This is a genomic window from Corallococcus exiguus, assembly GCF_009909105.1.
Lineage (GTDB): Bacteria > Myxococcota > Myxococcia > Myxococcales > Myxococcaceae > Corallococcus > Corallococcus exiguus.
Map to the genome: position 1 here is coordinate 358,053 of NZ_JAAAPK010000003.1, position 15,773 is coordinate 373,825.

Annotated in this window: 13 protein-coding genes; all 13 read right to left on the reverse strand. The window is 68.2% G+C overall.

Features of this window, described 5'->3' with window-relative positions; genetic code table 11:
• The 13 genes from GTZ93_RS13005 to GTZ93_RS13065 all read right to left on the reverse strand — a co-directional run bounded on the left by GTZ93_RS13005 (position 1) and on the right by GTZ93_RS13065 (position 15,757).
• Positions 1 to 942, reverse strand: a complete 942-nt coding sequence (locus GTZ93_RS13005; protein WP_120580675.1) for an ExeA family protein — start codon at positions 940 to 942, stop codon at positions 1 to 3.
• Positions 943 to 970: 28 nt separating this feature from the next.
• Positions 971 to 4,150, reverse strand: a complete 3,180-nt coding sequence (gene sgmX, locus GTZ93_RS13010) for a type IV pili formation protein SgmX (protein WP_139921757.1) — start codon at positions 4,148 to 4,150, stop codon at positions 971 to 973.
• 192 nt (positions 4,151 to 4,342) lie between these two features.
• On the reverse strand, positions 4,343 to 5,728 hold the full coding sequence (accC, locus tag GTZ93_RS13015; protein ID WP_120580677.1) for an acetyl-CoA carboxylase biotin carboxylase subunit: 1,386 nt from the start codon (positions 5,726 to 5,728) through the stop codon (positions 4,343 to 4,345).
• 75 nt (positions 5,729 to 5,803) lie between these two features.
• Positions 5,804 to 6,388: an acetyl-CoA carboxylase biotin carboxyl carrier protein gene (accB, locus tag GTZ93_RS13020; RefSeq protein WP_139921759.1), complete on the reverse strand. Its 585-nt coding sequence runs from the start codon at positions 6,386 to 6,388 to the stop codon at positions 5,804 to 5,806.
• A gap of 40 nt (positions 6,389 to 6,428) precedes the next feature.
• A complete protein-coding gene (gene efp, locus GTZ93_RS13025) occupies positions 6,429 to 7,010 on the reverse strand; it encodes an elongation factor P (RefSeq protein ID WP_120580679.1) in 582 nt (193 codons plus the stop codon).
• A 141-nt stretch (positions 7,011 to 7,151) separates the two neighbouring features.
• A complete protein-coding gene (locus GTZ93_RS13030; protein WP_120566331.1) occupies positions 7,152 to 7,514 on the reverse strand; it encodes a roadblock/LC7 domain-containing protein in 363 nt (120 codons plus the stop codon).
• Positions 7,515 to 8,204, reverse strand: coding sequence for a putative periplasmic lipoprotein (locus tag GTZ93_RS13035; RefSeq protein ID WP_139921761.1), 690 nt, complete (start codon positions 8,202 to 8,204; stop codon positions 7,515 to 7,517).
• A 33-nt stretch (positions 8,205 to 8,237) separates the two neighbouring features.
• Positions 8,238 to 11,021, reverse strand: a complete 2,784-nt coding sequence (pilQ, locus tag GTZ93_RS13040; RefSeq protein ID WP_139921763.1) for a type IV pilus secretin PilQ — start codon at positions 11,019 to 11,021, stop codon at positions 8,238 to 8,240.
• 58 nt (positions 11,022 to 11,079) lie between these two features.
• Positions 11,080 to 11,640: a pilus assembly protein PilP gene (locus GTZ93_RS13045; RefSeq protein ID WP_167548057.1), complete on the reverse strand. Its 561-nt coding sequence runs from the start codon at positions 11,638 to 11,640 to the stop codon at positions 11,080 to 11,082.
• Between the two features lie 44 nt (positions 11,641 to 11,684).
• Entirely contained in the window at positions 11,685 to 12,296 is a 612-nt protein-coding gene (locus GTZ93_RS13050) for a type IV pilus inner membrane component PilO (RefSeq protein WP_120580498.1), read from the reverse strand.
• A 22-nt stretch (positions 12,297 to 12,318) separates the two neighbouring features.
• Positions 12,319 to 13,002: a PilN domain-containing protein gene (locus GTZ93_RS13055; RefSeq protein ID WP_139921307.1), complete on the reverse strand. Its 684-nt coding sequence runs from the start codon at positions 13,000 to 13,002 to the stop codon at positions 12,319 to 12,321.
• A gap of 30 nt (positions 13,003 to 13,032) precedes the next feature.
• Complete coding sequence (gene pilM / locus GTZ93_RS13060; protein ID WP_014399064.1) at positions 13,033 to 14,115, reverse strand: type IV pilus assembly protein PilM; 1,083 nt, start codon at positions 14,113 to 14,115, stop codon at positions 13,033 to 13,035.
• A 229-nt stretch (positions 14,116 to 14,344) separates the two neighbouring features.
• Positions 14,345 to 15,757 (reverse strand): sigma-54-dependent transcriptional regulator, encoded by a 1,413-nt coding sequence (locus tag GTZ93_RS13065; protein WP_139921309.1) that lies wholly within the window; start codon positions 15,755 to 15,757, stop codon positions 14,345 to 14,347.
• Positions 15,758 to 15,773 lie beyond the last annotated feature (16 nt).

Sequence of the window (15,773 nt, forward strand, 5' to 3'; positions counted from 1 at the left end):
CTAGAGCTTACCGAGTCCCTCGAGGTAGCGGTCGATCTCCGCCAGGTCGATTTTGGTGTTCGCCGTCCGGGGCAGCGAGGTGGCGGGCGCGCTCGCCCGCTCGCTTGCCTGGGAAGCAGCCGAGCCACCCTGGAGCCCCAGGTTGTTGCCGATGCGGTGCACCAGCTCCGCGCCGATGGTCTCCGAACGCGCGAGGAACGCCTCGAAGAGGGCGTTGTCGCACAGGGTGTTGATGACGCGCGGGGTGCCGCCGGAGTGCTCGTGCACGGCGAGCAGCGCCTCCGGCGTGAAGGGCATGCGCGGGCAGCCGGCGAGCCGCAGCCGGTGCTTCACGTACGCCTCCGTGGACTCCGCCGTGAAGGGCTCCAGCTTGTAGCGGAGCGCCACGCGCTGGGCGAGCGGCGGGTCCAGCTTCAGGTTCTTTTCAATCTCCGGCAGGCCGAAGAAGACGAAGGAGATGAGCTTGCGCTCCGGAACTTCCAGGTTGAGCAGCCCCCGGAACTCCTCCATGAGCTCGCGCGTCTCCAGCATCTGCGCCTCGTCGATGAGGACGACGGCCTTCTTGCCGGACTCATAGATTTGCAGCAGGCGCTGGTAGAGCTGCGACAGGAGCGCCAGCTTCTCCTGCGCGGGGTTCTCCACGCCCAGCTGGAGCGCGATGCGGCGCAGGAGCCACTGGGCGGTGATGCCCGAGTGGATGATGACGAGCAGCGCGGCCTCGTACTCGGACTCCGGAAGCGAGTCGAGCATGCGCCGGGCGAGCGTCGTCTTGCCCGCGCCGATGTCGCCAATGAGGATGGACAGGCCCTTCATGTAGCCCACGGCGTGCATCAGCCGCGTGAGGGCCTGCGAGTGCTGCGCGGAGTTGTAATAGAAGCGGCTCACCGGAGCGTTGGAGAACGGCTCCTGGGTGAGTTCGAAGAAATCGAGGTAGGTCGTCATCGCTCGCCGGGCCTCGTGGGGGGACGCGCTACACGTACCCTACTTTACGAGCCTTCGGCACGCCCGCGGCGGGAACCGGCGTCGCCGGGCCCTTTCCGGCGCGAGGCAGCGGGTCCTCCTCCGGTGCGGTCAGCGCCGACAGCCGCGTCACCTGCGACCCCACGTCGCGGTATTTCGCGTCCATGGCGGCCACCCGCTGGAAGTGGAAGAGCGCCTTGCCCTGCTCGTTGAGCGCGTCGTAGGCGCTCGCCAGCTCGAAGCCCAGCGCCTTGGCCACCTCGCCCGTCGCGAGCACGTTGGAGAGGCCTTCCTTGAACACCGCCACGGACTCTTCCGGCTTGCCGCGCAGCGTGTGCAGCATGCCAATCATCGTCAGGCAGTCCAGCTCGCGCGGAGTGCCCACGCTGCCCTGGCGGGCCACGTCGAACTCATGGACGGCGTCGTCCAGCAGGCCCATTTCCTTGTAGGCGATGCCCAGGTCGTAGTGCGTGTCCACGTCCTCGGGCTTCACCACCTTGGCCAGGCCCTTCTTGAACTCGGCGAAGACCTCGTCCACCGAGTACTGGAAGTCCTCTTCCGCCGGGGGCACCGCCGCCAGCGACTCACCGCCCAGGTCGTCCAGCTCACCGGCCAGCTGCGCCGCCAGGTCGAACGCATCGCCACCACCGGCGCCGTCGTCGAGCGACGCCTCCGTCACCGGCTGCACGGAAGGCACGTGCAGGGGCTCCGAGGGAGCGTCGTCCTCGGGGGCCGCGCCACCGCCGGCCTCCATCTCCTCCAGCCGCGCCATCAGCTCGCCGGCGCGCACGTGGCCGGGGAACGCGATGGCCACCGTCTCCAGGATTTCGCGCGCCTCTTCCAGCAGTCCCTGGTCGAGGAAGAACGACGCCTCGTCGCACTCCTCGGAGGCAGGCTCCTCCTCGGGCTCCGCTTCCGGCTCGGGCTCAGGCTCGGGTTCCGGCTCATCCGCCAGGGCCTCGGGCTCCGGCTCCGGCTCGTCCGCGAACGCCTCGGCCTGCGGCTCGTCGTAGGACAGCCCCTGCAGCGACGGCAGCACCATGTGCGCGGCCGTGGGCTCGTCTTCGTACTCGTCGCCCAGCGACATGTCGCCCGTGTACGAGGGCTCTTCCGCCGGCGCTGCGAAGCTTTCGTCCAGGCCCGCGTCGTCCAGCGCGGACGCATCCAGGGGCGCGAGCCCCACGCGCGTGGGCGCGTCGTCGTCCTCGCCCAGCGACATGCCGGGTTCGACCAGGGCCTCGTCGTCGTCGCTGTCGCCCAGCGTCGGCAACTGGCGCGTGTTCGGCGCGGCCTCTTCCAGCAGCGCGCGCGACGGGGACAGGATGCGCGTGGGCGGCGCCTCTTCCTCGTCGCCCAGCGACATGCCGCCCGGCTCGTCCGCGAGCACCATGGGCTCGTCGCCCGCGTCCGCCGCGTACGCCAGCGCGTCGTCCTGGGCGACCAGCGGCTCGTCGTCCAAGCCTCCGGAGACATCCGAATCGCCCAGGCCCGGCTCGTCCGCGAGCACCAGCGAGTCCTCGTCGGACCCCATCACCAGGTCGTCCTGCGGCGGCAGGTCGTAGACGGTGTTCTCGGCGGAGCTGATGGGCTCGCCCATCACGGCTTCCTCGCCGCTCAACGTGGTCTCCGAGACCTCGTCGTCGACGATTTCGTCCGAGTCAGAACCGTGGCTCAGCGCCGCGAGCGCCAGTTCGTCACCGCCGGGCTGCGCGAGCGCGTCCTCCGGTGGCTCCGCGACGAGGATCTCGTCCTCGTTGGAGTCCACCAGGATGGCGTCCTCCTCCAGCGACTCCACGCCCGGCGTCGCCGCCGGCGCCACGAAGCCCCCTTCCGCGCGGAGCACGGACAGGAAGGCGGGCACCTCGGGATGCGCCGGGTTCTCCTGGAGGATGGTCGCCAGGTACGGCTGCGCGCGCTGCACGTCCGCGCGGCGCGTGCACAGGCGCAGCACGTTGAGCAGCTGCTCGGACGCCTGCGCGCCGTTATTGGCCGCCACGTAGATGTGGTACGCCTTTTCGTGCGCGTCCAGGTTCTCCGGATCCACGGAGAAGACCTTGCGCAGGTGCTCCAGCGCTTTGTCGTGGAGCCCGTACTTCACGTAGACGTCCGTCTCCGTCAGCAGCTTGGCCAGCTGCTCGCGGCTCATCCCCGCAGGAGGAGGCGGCACCACGGCCGCGGGCGGCGCGACGGGGAGGGGCCGGGACATCGGAGGCACCGTGGCGGAGGGAGCGCTCCACGCGGGCGCGGCCTCCTCCACGGGGTGGTGCGCGGCGACAGGCTCGGGCTCCGGCTCCGGTTCGGCGACGGGCCCCCGGCGCGCGAGCAGATCCGGATCCTGCGGATCCAGCAGCTCAATCTGCGTCCACACGCCGTCGGACTCAGCGGTGCGGCCGCGCTCCTGGTGGATCTTCGCGAGCTCCTTGTAGACGGACACCGTCTTGGAGATCTGGCCCAGCCCCTGGAACGCCTGGGCCAGCAGCGTCAGCGTCTCCACGTCGCGACCATCCGCCTTGAAGCACACCTGGAGCTTGGCGAGCGCGCGCTTCTGGTCGCCGCGCTGCAGGTACGACGCGGCCAGCTCCTTCGCGAGCGGGAGGTTGTCCGGCTCCAGCGCGGAGAGGCGCTCCGCGACGCGAAGCCAGTCATCCGCGCGAGCGTTGCGCTTGAGGTACTCCGCGGCGCGCTTGAACTCCTGCGCCGCTTCCTTCGTCATGTTCTCGCGCGCATACAGCTCCGCGAGCTTGATCTTCGACGCCACGTTCTCGGGGTCGAGATCCACCATCTTCTTCAGCGTGTCGAGGCTCGACTTGGTGTCGCCCGCCTTGTCGTAGTGGTTGGCGACGATCTGGAAGTACGCCATCGCCTCCGACATCAAGCCCAGCTGCTGGTGCAGCTCCGCCAGCTTGAGGTTCACCTCCAGCAGGTTCGGATTGAGCTTGAGGACCTGCTTGTAGAGGGCGACGGCCTTGAGGAAGAAGCCGTCCGAGGAGTAGCTCTCCGCGACCTTGGTGAAGAAGTGCGCCGCCTGCGCGTTGTCGTTCTTCTTCTGGTACAGCTCCCCCATCTTCTGGAGGACCCGGATGTCCTTCGGGTCGACCTCCAGGACCTTCTGATACTCCTTGATGGCTTTGTCGTACGCGCCCTTCGCGACCAGCTTCGCGGCGGCTTCGATGATCTTGTTCTTGTCCATCGAGCGTGCGCTTCCGACAGGCAGAAACCCCGAGGAACTTCGCGGGTTTCAGTCCTTCTCTGGGGGGGAGCATCGGAGGCTAACGGAATCCTCCGATGCGGGTCAAGAAACAGCCTGCCCTCCCCCAGGGATGGATCACCCGCCTGGACGCTCGCACGCCCGGCGGGTTTTCCACGCCTTCACGGCAAGGCGCTACGGTGTCTCTTCCACGGCCTTCTTGAGCCGGCGCGAACCCGTCTCGCTCGCCAGCAGGCGCTCCACGAAGCGGGTGTCGTAGTTGCCCTCCTGGAAGGACTCCTCCGCCAGTGCGGCCCGGTGGAACGGGATGTTGGTGCGGATGCCCTCCACGACGTACTCGGAGAGCGCGCGCTGCATGCGGCGGATGGCCGTCTCGCGGTCCTCCGCGTGCACGATGAGCTTGGACAACAGGCTGTCGTAGTGCGGCAGCACCGTGTAGTTCTCGTACGCGGCGGAGTCCACGCGCACGCCGTAGCCACCCGGCACGCTGTAGCCCGTAATCTTGCCCGGCCACGGAGCGAAGGTGACGGGGTCCTCCGCGTTCACGCGGCACTCGATGGCGTGCCCGCGTATCTGCACGTCTTCCTGCTTGAAGCGCAGGGGGTGCCCGTAGGCCATGCGGATCTGCTCACGGACCAGGTCCACGCCCATGACCAACTCCGTCACGGGGTGCTCCACCTGGATGCGCGTGTTCATCTCCATGAAGTAGAACTCGCCGCGCTCGTCGAGCAGGTACTCGATGGTGCCCACGTTGTTGTAGCGGATCTTCCGCATCGCGGCGACGGACACCTCGCCCATGCGCTGGCGCAGCTCCGGCGTGAGCGCGGGGGATGGGCTCTCCTCGATGAGCTTCTGGTGCCGCCGCTGCACGGAGCACTCACGCTCGTTGAGGTGGATGACATTCCCGTGCTCGTCCGCGACGATTTGAATCTCGATGTGGCGCGGCTTCTCCACGTACCGCTCGATGTAGAGGTCGCCGTTGTTGAAGCTGGCCAGGGCCTCCGCCTGCGCGGTGGAGAACGCCTGCGCGAGCACACCCGGCTCGCGGACGATCTTCATGCCCTTGCCGCCACCGCCCGCCGCCGCCTTCAGGATGACCGGGAAGCCAATCTCCTTCGCGAAGGCCTCCGCCTCGCGCGGATCCTTCACCACGCCGGGGCTGCCCGGGAGCAACGGCAGGCCGGCCTCGCGGGCCGCGGCGCGCGCGCGCACCTTGTTGCCCATCAGCCGCAGCATCTCCGGGCGCGGGCCAATGAAGCGGATCTTGCAGTTCTCGCAGACCTCCGCGAACTCGGCGTTCTCCGACAGGAAGCCGTAGCCCGGGTGGATGGCGTCCGCGCGGGTGATCTCCGCCGCGGAGAGCAGCTGCGGCACGTTGAGGTAGCTCTCCTTGGACGGAGGCGGCCCGATGCAGACGGCCTCGTCCGCGAAGCGCACGTGCAGCGCGTTGGCGTCAGCAGTGGAGTGCACCGCCACGGTGGCGATGCCCAGCTCACGGCATGCGCGGATGACCCGCAGGGCAATCTCCCCGCGGTTGGCGACCAGAACCTTCTTGAACACGGCCGTGCTCCTTCGCGAGGGCCTGGGGCGCGTCCCGCCCGGAGAGGGCCGGACGCGCCTGACGGGTCAGCAGACTCAGGCCGGCTCGATGCGGAACAGCGCCTGGCCGAACTCCACCGGGCGACCGTTCTCCACGAGGACTTCGGCGATGCGGCCGGAGACCTCGGACTCGATTTCGTTCATCAACTTCATCGCTTCCACGATGCAGAGCACCTGGCCCTTGCGCACCACCGTGCCCACGTCCACGAACGGGGGCTGATCCGGCGCGGGGGTCCGGTAGAACGTCCCCACGAAGGGGCTGGTCACCTGGTGGCCCGGCTTCTCCGCGGGCTTCTCCGGCGCCGTGGCGGCGGCCGCGGGCGCGGCGGCGGGCGCCATCCGCGGGGCGGCCGGAGCGGCGTACTCCACCGGCGGCGACACCGTCACCCCGGGGCCCGAGGGCGCCGTGTGGTGGACGATGGTCGTCTCCGGCGCGTGACCGCGGCGGATGTAGAGCTTCTCCGGGCCCTTCGTCCACACCAACCGGGTGACGTCGGAGGCCTCCAGGATTTCGACGATCTGCCGGAGGGCCTCCACGTCCAGCGACGTGGTACCCGCATCCCGCCCGGAGGCCGCGCCCGAGGACACGGTCGGCCGGGTTGCCTTGCGCTTCGTTGCCATTCGGACCCCTCCCGGGTCGCCAGGTGAAGGGAAGCTGCTCTCAGCCGCCAGTGGCCACGCGGGTGAGGTACTTGCCACCTTCACGCGTGTCGATCTTCAGCACGTCGCCCTCGTTGATGAACAGGGGCACGTTGACGCTGTAGCCGGTCTCTAGCGTGGCGGGCTTCAGGGCGCCGGACACGGTGTCGCCGCGCACGCCCGGGTCGCACTTGATGACCTTGAGGTCCACGGAGTTCGGCAGCGTCACGTTGATGGCCTTGCCGTTCCAGAAGAGGATCTCGACGTCGAGGCTCTCCTTCAGGAAGTTGACCGACTCCCCGAGGCCTTCCTTGGTCAGGAAGGTCTGCTCGAAGGTCTTCTTCTCCATGAAGTGGTACTCGTCGCCCTGGACATACAGGAACTGCATGTCCTTGGACTCGATGTCCGGGGTGCCCACCTTGTCGCCGGACTTCAGCGTGGGCTCCAGGACGCGACCGTCCAGCAGGCTGCGGATCTTGGTGCGGGTGAAGGAGGAGCCCTTCCCAGGCTTGACGTGCTGGAAGTACTCGATGACGTACGGCTTGTCCTCCCACAAGATCTTCAAACCATTGCGGAATTCAGACGTATCGACATACCCGGCCATGGGACCGACTCCTGGGACGAACGTAAAGGCGAAAGTCCGGGGTGTCTAGCCCATGCCCTGGTTCCTGCAAAGGGGAAAGCGGAGGCACGCTGCGTCGCCGGGCAGGGTCAACAAGCCCCCTGCCCGAGCGGACGTGCGCGGCTACAACTCCGCCTTCACCTGCGGCGCGGTGACGCGCAGGACATAGCGCCCCTTGCCGAAGTTCCCGTCCGCGCGCAGGGCCAACACCAGGAAGTATTCCGGCGTCAGCATGCGCATCACGGTGAGGACCTTCTCGCTGTTGACGGACACCTCGGTGACGGTGCCCGTCTTCAGGGATTCGGCCGCGTTCTTCAACTGCGTGAGCAGGTTGGCGTACTCCACCCAGGTGCCGGAGACGTCCAGCTCCGTGGCTTCGTCCTTTTGGAACGTCTCCACGGAGATGCCGTCGAAGCCCATCACGCTGCACGCGAGGGCTCCGTCCACCTGGTTCACCACCGCTTCAAGGTGCGTGCGGAAGGCCATCTAGCCCCCGACGATCGGGGCCGCGGGCCCGGGCTGGCACGAGGGAAGTTGACCATCCTGGCCGGCACCCGAACCACAAGGGCCCTCCGGGACCTCGGGGGCCTCACCCGTCGCGCAGGTCCGAAGCGAGCCGGCCCCATTGGCGACATCGATGCCGAAGACGATCTCGTTCGACTCGAACTTCTTGCCGCCCGACGCGAACTTGCCCGTGAACTGCGCGGTGACCCGCACCGTGGCCGTCGCGGTCCCGGACAGGGCGGCCCGCAAGGCCGTCGCGGCTTCCGCGGTCATCAGGTTGACCACCAGCCGGTTCGCGTCCGACGAGGGATTGATGGTCGCCGAGTAGGGAACCTCGCCGTCGGGGATGCTGATGTTCGGCGTCGAGGCGTAGGACAGCTTCAGCGTGTCCACGAAGGCGGTGGCGGAGCCTCCGATGTCGGTCTCCGGCTCCAACGGAACGCCGTTCACGTCGATGGGAGTGCTCGAGTAGTTCGACTTGACGACGAGCCCCAGCAGGTACCCGTTCCGGTAGGCCAGGTTGAGCGAACCATTCGCGATGCCGGTATCGCCGACGTTGAACGAGCAGGACTCGTCCGGCTGGATGGTCTGGAGGATCTGGACGACGGGGGTGCTTTCGGAGCACGAGCAGAGCCCGAGCGACAGGGCCGCCGCGATGAGGAAGGGCTTCATTGGAATGTCTCTCCCAATCAGGGTGCGAGGCCGTTAGAGGCTCTGCGCGATGGTCTGCCGGTTGAGGATGCGGGGCGTGATGAAGATGAGCAGTTCCTGCCGCTCATCCGTCTCCAGGGTGCTCCGGAAGAAGAAGCCGAGCACGGGAATCTTCGACAGGAAGGGCACCGATTCAGCCGAGGTGCTGCCGCGGCGCACGTAGATGCCGCCGATGACCGTGGTGTCGCCATCCTTCACGAGGACCTGGGTGTTGGCCTCCTTGCGCTGGATGGACGGCTGGCCGTTGGCACCGGTGTTGGACGGGTCCGGCTGGTTGTTCTGCGCCTGGATGGACATGAGGATGCTGCCGTCCTGGGTGATGTGCGGCGTGACTTCCAGCGACAGGCGCGCTTCCACGAAGGTCGTGTTCACGCCGCCGGCCGACGTCTGGCTGAACGGGATGGACAGACCCTGGCTGATGCGGGCCGTGTTGTTGTCCAGCGTGGTGACCTTGGGCGACGAGATGGTCTTCACCGTGCCCTCGGACTCCGCAGCGGACAGGCGCAGGTTGAGCTGCACGGCGCCGCCCGCGGAGCCGAAGGCGAAGCCCATGGCGCCACCGACGCCCGCACCCACCGCCGCCGGCAGGTTCACCGCGAAGTTCGGCTGGGCCGGAACGCCCGGGGCCGTGCCACCCGCGCCGCCCGTGACACCGACGGTGCTGGGGAAGATGAGGCCGGTCGGGTTGCCGGACGCGGCCGACAGACGCGTCTGACCGCCCCACTGCACGCCCAGGTTGCGGCTGAAGTTGGTGCTCGCCTCCACGATGCGGCTCTCGATGAGAACCTGCGGCGTCTGGGTATCCAGGCTGCGCACCAGGGCGCGCGCCTTCTCCGTGTTGGAGCGGATGTCCTTGATGATGAGCACGTTGGTGCGCACATCCACCGTCACCGTGCCACGGTCGCTGAGCACGTCCTTCACGCGCGACGACATGTCGTTGGCCACCGCGTAGTTCACCGGCACCAGGCTGACCAGCAGGTCCTCCTGCTGCTGCAGCGACTTCTTGCGCTCCTGGCGCAGCCGCGCCTCCTCTTCCAGGGTCTTCAGCGGCGCGATGCGGATGATGTTGCCCACCTGCTCCTGGCCCAGTTGCTTGGTGCGCAGGATGAGGTCCAGCGCCTGGTCCCAGGGCACGTTGCGCAGGCGGATGGTCACGCGGCCGCCCACGTCATCGGCCACGACGATATTGCGCTTGGAGATCTCCGCGATGACGCGCAGCAGGTTCTGGATGTCGATGTCCTTGAACTCGAAGGACACGCGCTTGCCACGGTAGCGCGCCTGCTGGGGCGCGCCCTCCGCCGCGTACGCCGGGGCCTCCGCCGTGAAGCCGGCGGTGCGCTGGGTGACGGCCACCTCCTCCGTCTTCACGCCCTGCACGTCCAGCCGCCAGCTCAGGCTGTTGGCGCCCTGGGTGACGTTCTCCTCGATGGCGCCGTCCGCGGCGACCACCAGGCGAACCTTGCGGCCCTCACCCGGCACGCTGAAGGCGCTGATCATCTTCACCGGCGTGTCCAGCGCGCTGGTGTCCAGGCTGCGCTCCAGCTTCTTGGGCAGCCGCGCGTTCTCCAGCGTCAGCACCGCGCTGCGCGGATCCGGCCGGTCCACCTTCCACGCCGTCGCGCCGGACAGCTTCAGCTGCACGCGGCCGCCCGACGGGCTCTCGTCGAAGGACAGGTCCTTGACCTCCACCACCGCCAGCTGCGGCGCGGCCTGCGCCACCGCGGGCTGCGGCTTCGCCGACTCCTGCACGGGCAGGGGCTGCGGGCGCAGGGGCTCCGTCTCCGCCACCGCGTCACGCGGCTGCGAGGGCTTGGACTTGCGAGCCACCGCGCTTCCCAGCACGACTTCCAGGCCACGCTCGGCGCGGTCCACGCGGTAGGCGGGCATGTCGCCCTTGGCCACGAGCACCAGGCGCACCTTGTCCTCGTGGGCGCCCACGCGCACGTCCTTGAGCAGGTTGCCCTTCACCTTGGGCGCCTTCGCGCTCAGACCCACGCCGTACACGTCCACGGCCAGGCGCGGCGGGTCCACCAGCTCCAGGACCTCGAAGCGGGCGATCTCGCCGTCGGCGGCGACGCGCAGCGACTCGCCTTCCAGGGACAGCCGGGTGATGCGCTGGGCCGGGTGGGCCACCTCGCGCTCATCCGCCTCCGTGGCGACGACGTTCTCACGGCCCGGCGCCTGGGACGGGGCGGCCTTGGAGGACGTCCCCTCCTCCGGCACCACCGCCACCATCGCCTCCACCACGGGCGCGGGCGCGGCCTTCACCGGCGCGGCGGCGACCGCCTGCACGGGCTCGGCCTTCGGCGCGGGCTCGGCCGGCTTCGCTTCAGCCGGAGCCTGGGCGGTCGCGGCGGCGGGGGCCACCGGAGAGCCGTCCACGGAGATGACCACGCGGTTGCCTTCCGCGCGGACGTCGTACTGGGAGGCCTGGTCGAGCGCCACCAGCACGCGGCCCACGCTGGCGCGCGCGTCGGAGAACTGGGCGGCCACCACGCCGGACACCGGACCGGTGCCGTCATGGTGCCCCTTGATGCCGGTGGCATCCGCGGACGACAGGTCCACCACCAGCCGCTCCGGCCCACTGAGCCGGAAGACGGTGAAGGTGGGCGGCCGGGTCCCGGTCACCACGACCTGGGCACCGGCTCCCGTCCGGGACACCTGCAGGTCCCTCAGCGTATTGAGATCCGCGCCGTACACCTTGGCGCTTGCCAGGACGACCGCCCATGCGGTCGCCATGATCCACTTGCCCCTCGTCACAGCGCTCTGCTCGAGCATGCGTCCCCTCAACAAGTTGGATGCGGGCGACGACTGCCCGCGGGCGCGCCGTGGGGCGCTACTCCCAGTTCTTGCCCGTCATCAGGTTGTAGGCGGGGTCCTTCACACCATCCGCCTTGAGCTGGAGACTCACCGGATTGCTGATGAGCTCGCCCTTGGCGCCCGTGAAGACCTCGGTGACGGTGACCGAGTCCCGTAGAATCTGTGTGACCTTGCCGCCCTGGCGCCCCACGCGGGTGTTGCGCCGGACGATGTGGCCGCGACCCAGGGGGTCCTCGACCATCGCCAGTGGGCTGGCATCCCCCGTGACGACCGCCACCAGCTTGAGCTGGTCGAGGTCGAACACGCACAGGGGTTCATTGCAGGCCCGCTCCGGTGCGTCACGCGCCACCGGCCCGAGCTCCTCCAGAGGACTGCGGAATGGATCCCGCTTGCCCACCGGACTGTAGGTGTAGACGAACATTGGCGCCGCCGACGCCTCGGTCTTCTCCGCCACTGGGGCCGGCGCGGGGGCGGCGGCCTTGGGGGGAGCAGGGGGTGGGGCCTTGGGCGTGTCCTCACAAGCGGACAGGGTCAGCGCCATCACCGCAACGGTCATCGTGGACTTGAACGTCTTCATCCGCGTCATCCCTTGTCGCCCTTGTTGCCGGGCGGATCAAGTTTCTAGTTGCTCTTCTTCTTGTCGGTGCTCTTCGCGCCCTTCGTGTCGACGAACCGGAACGTCGTCGCCAGGAAGGTGCTCTGGAGGACGACCTTCTCGTTCTTCAGGGTCGCGCCATCGAGCTTGATGTTGTTGACGTTCACGATGCGGCGCATGTTCGCCATCTCCTGCAGGAACATGGCGATCTCGTGGTAGTTGCCGCTCACCGTCATCCGGATGGGGATGCGCGCGAAGAACTCGTTGCCCTCGACGTACTCCTTGCCGGGCTCCACGCGGGCGATCTCCAGACCGGACTTCTTGCCGATGTCGTTGATCTGCGCGAGCAGCTCTTCCATGTCGCGCCGCTCCGGCAGCTCCGTGAGGGCCTCCGCCAGCTTCTGCTCGAGCACGTCCATCTCACGGCGGCGCTCGTTGAGGTTCTGGGCGATCTCGCTCTTCTCCGCGAGCTCCTGGTCCAGCTTCCGGCGCTCCGTCGCGCGGCGGGCGATGTTCTCCTCCGTGGGCTGGATGAAGGAGAAGAAGTTGCCCACGGTCAAGACGACGACGATGGCCGCGAGCCCGCCGAACTTCGCCGCGGGGGGGGCCTTCGCGAGTTGATCCAGATATTTTTCCATGACAGGGGTCCTTCGCCGCCAATCAGATGGCGTAGTTGGCGGTGAGGGTGAGCTTGAAGTCGACGACCGTCGGCCCGTTGGCAACGGTGGGCCGGGTCTGCACGGCGTTGCTCAGTTCGACGTTGCCGAAGAAGGGCTTGATTTCATTCGCGGAGAACTCCTCCACGACGGCGGTCTCCGTGTTGAAGAGCTCCACGCGCGACGTCTTGCTGGCCGTGCGGCCCTGATCCACCAGGCGCCCCATGCCCTTGGGCGTCCACACCATGCTGCCCAGACCGCGCATCAGCTCCGCGACCTCGTCGTGGCTGACGGCCGAACCGTCGATGGTGACCTTGTTGGACACCTCCGAGAAGTTCTTGAGCCAGACCTTCTTGGGGATGGACGAGGAGAGCGCGTCCAGCATGCGCACCGGCCCGTTGCGGCCCTTGCGCAGCGTGTCCAGCACCGCGAGCTTCTTCTCCACTTCCGTCTTGCGGGCGTTGATGTTGGTCACCTCGCCGATGACCTTCTCCAGCTCCGCGATCTTCGCGCGCGTCTGGGTGATGCCCTGGTTGGCGCGCTGCAGTTCGCCGTCGCGGTCCGCGTACCAGAAGTAGTTACCCGCCACCGCGGCGATCAGGACCGCGGCGTAGAGGGCCAGGATCTGCTGGCCCATCTCCCGCTTCTTCACCGCCCGGACGGGCAGCAGGTTGATTCGGATCATCATGTTCGTGATTTCCTCGTGGCCAGAGCGGTATCAGCCCAGCTTGTCGCCCGGGCGCCGGAGCGCCAGTCCCACTGCCACCGCGGCCATGGGCGCCACGTCCATGATGAACGCGGGGTCGAACTTGCGGTTGTCCACTTCGATCTTCCGGAACGGGTTGAGGATCTCCACCGGCACGCCGGTACGCGCCTCGATGGTCTTGAACAGCGCGGGGATCTTCGCGGTGCCGCCGGACAGGTAGACCTTGGTGAAGTTCGAGTCCGCGGCGGTGCCCGCGTAGAAGTCCAGCGAGCGCTGGATTTCACCGGCCACCTGCTCCGCCACGCTGGAGAGCACGCGCTCCACGTCCTGCGGCACGACGGCGTCCGCGTCCGCGCGGTTGCCACCGATCTTCAGCGCCTCCGCCTCCTCGTAGGAGACGTTGAGCTGCTTCTGGATCTCTTCGGTGAACTGGTTGCCGCCGATGGTCACGTCACGGGTGAAGACGGTGACGCCGTTGGCGATGATGTTGATGTTCACCACGGAGGCGCCGGCGTTGATGAGGACGACGGTCTCCTTGTCCGGCAGCTCGTAGTTCGTGGAGAACATGTTCTGGACGGCGAACGCGTCCACGTCCACCACCACCGGAGCGAGGCCCGCCTCGGAGACCACGGTGGTGTAGTCGTTGATCATGTCCTTCTTGGCGGCGACGAGCAGCACGTCCATCTGGCCGGTGGCGTCGTTGCCGCCGCCGTCCAGGATCTGCGTGTCGATGTTCACGTCCTTCACGTCGAAGGGGATGTACTGCTCCGCCTCCCACTGGATGCTCTCCTCGAGCTCTTCCTGGCTCATGCGGGGCATCTGGATCTTCTTGATGATGACCGAGTGGCCGGACACGCCGATGGCGACGTCCTTGCCCTTGACCTTCAGCTCGGACATCAGCTCCTGGACGGCCTGGACGATGGCCGTGGAGTTCATCAACGCGCCGTCCACGATGGCCTCGGGAGGCAGCGGCTTCATTCCGAAGCTCTGGAGCGCGTAGCCGACTTCACCGCGCTTGCGCTGCTCCTTGAGCATGATCATCTTGATCGACGTCGACCCGATATCCAGCCCGAGTGCCAGTTTGCCCTTCGCCATGCGTAACTCCATCGGAGAGGGCGCCAGCGTAGCACCGGCTTGATACCCCTCCTAAAAAGTGCTTGGCGCCCGGCCGCCCTGCGGACGGGAGAGCGCCGTGAAAGTCCGCCACGACCGCGCGCCCCCTGGCCCACCATCGCGGAGGCCCGATTTTCCGGCCCCGGCGGCGTTCCGTCAAATGGCGCCGGAGGATTCCTCAAGGGTTGCCCGCCGGGCGTCTCCCCACCCCTCAGGCCCGGGAGCCCTCCGCGTCCGGATCGATGCCGTACTCCTTGATCTTGTAGAGGAGCGCCCGGTGGCTGATGTCCAACACCTCCGCCGCCCGGGTGCGGTTGCCCTTCGTGCGCCGCAGCGCTGCCCGGATGTAGGACTCCTCCAGTTCCCGGATGGCGCGCTTGAGTGACAGGTCGCTCCCGGCCTGTAGCGGCGCAGCCGTCCCGGCCGGGGCGGGTGCGGAAGCCGCCCACAGCTTTTCCGGAAGGCTGCCGGGCGCGACGTGGGTGCCTTCCGCGAGCAGCACCGCGCGCTCCATGGCGTTCTCCAGTTCGCGCACGTTGCCCGGCCAGGCGTAGGCCGTCATCAGGGCCTCCGCCTCCGGGGTCAATCCCTCCACCGGTGGCTCGCGGTTGAGGTCGCGGTTGAAGCGCTGGATGAAGGCGTGGGCGAGCAGCGGGATGTCCTCGCGGCGCTCGCGCAAGGGCGGCAGGGTGAGGTTCACGACGTTGAGGCGGTAATAGAGGTCCTCGCGGAAGTCGCCCTGGGTCACCAGTTTGCCCAGGTCGCGCAGCGTGGCGGCCACCACGCGCACGTCCACGCGCTCCACGCGACTTTCGCCCACCGGGCGGATCTCCCCCTCCTGCAGCACGCGCAGCAGCTTCACCTGCGCGCCCAGGGGCAGTTCGCCCACCTCGTCGAGGAAGAGCGTGCCGCCGTCGGCCTCCGCGAACAGGCCCCGGCGGGCGGTGCGCGCGTCGGTGAAGGCGCCCTTCGCATGGCCGAACAGCTCGCTCTCCAGCAGGCCGTGGGGGATGGCGCCGCAGTTGACGGCGACGAAGGGCATGGCGGCGCGGCGGCTCTTTCCGTGCAGCTCGCGCGCGATGAGCTCCTTGCCCGTGCCGCTCTCCCCGGAGATGAGCACGGTGGTGTCCACGGGCGCCACGCGCGCCACCTGCTTGAGCACCGCATGGAGCGAGGCGCTGTGCCCCAGGATGTGGCCCCCGGAGGCGCCAGGGAGCCGGGCCTCGTGCAGCCGGCGGTTCTCGCGGACCAGCCGCTCGCGCTCCTCCGCCTTGCGCAGGACGAGGACGATCTCCTCCGGCTTGAAGGGCTTCTGGACGTAGTCGTAGGCGCCCGCCTGCACCGCCTCCAGCGCCTGCTCCTGGGAGCCGTACGCGCTCATCACCACCACGGTGAGGCCCGGTTGCTCCGCGAGCGCCGCCCGGAGCACCGACAGCCCGTCGCGCTTGGGCATGCGCACGTCCGTCACCAGGACGTCATACGCGCGAGTGGACAGCTCGCGCAGGGCCTCGTCCCCGTCGGCGACGGCGCGCACGTCATAGCCCTTGTCGGTGAGCACCAGGGTGAGGATGTGGCGGATGGACGGCTCGTCGTCGGCGACGAGGATGGTGCGGAAGAGGGGCATGGGGGATGCCCATCAT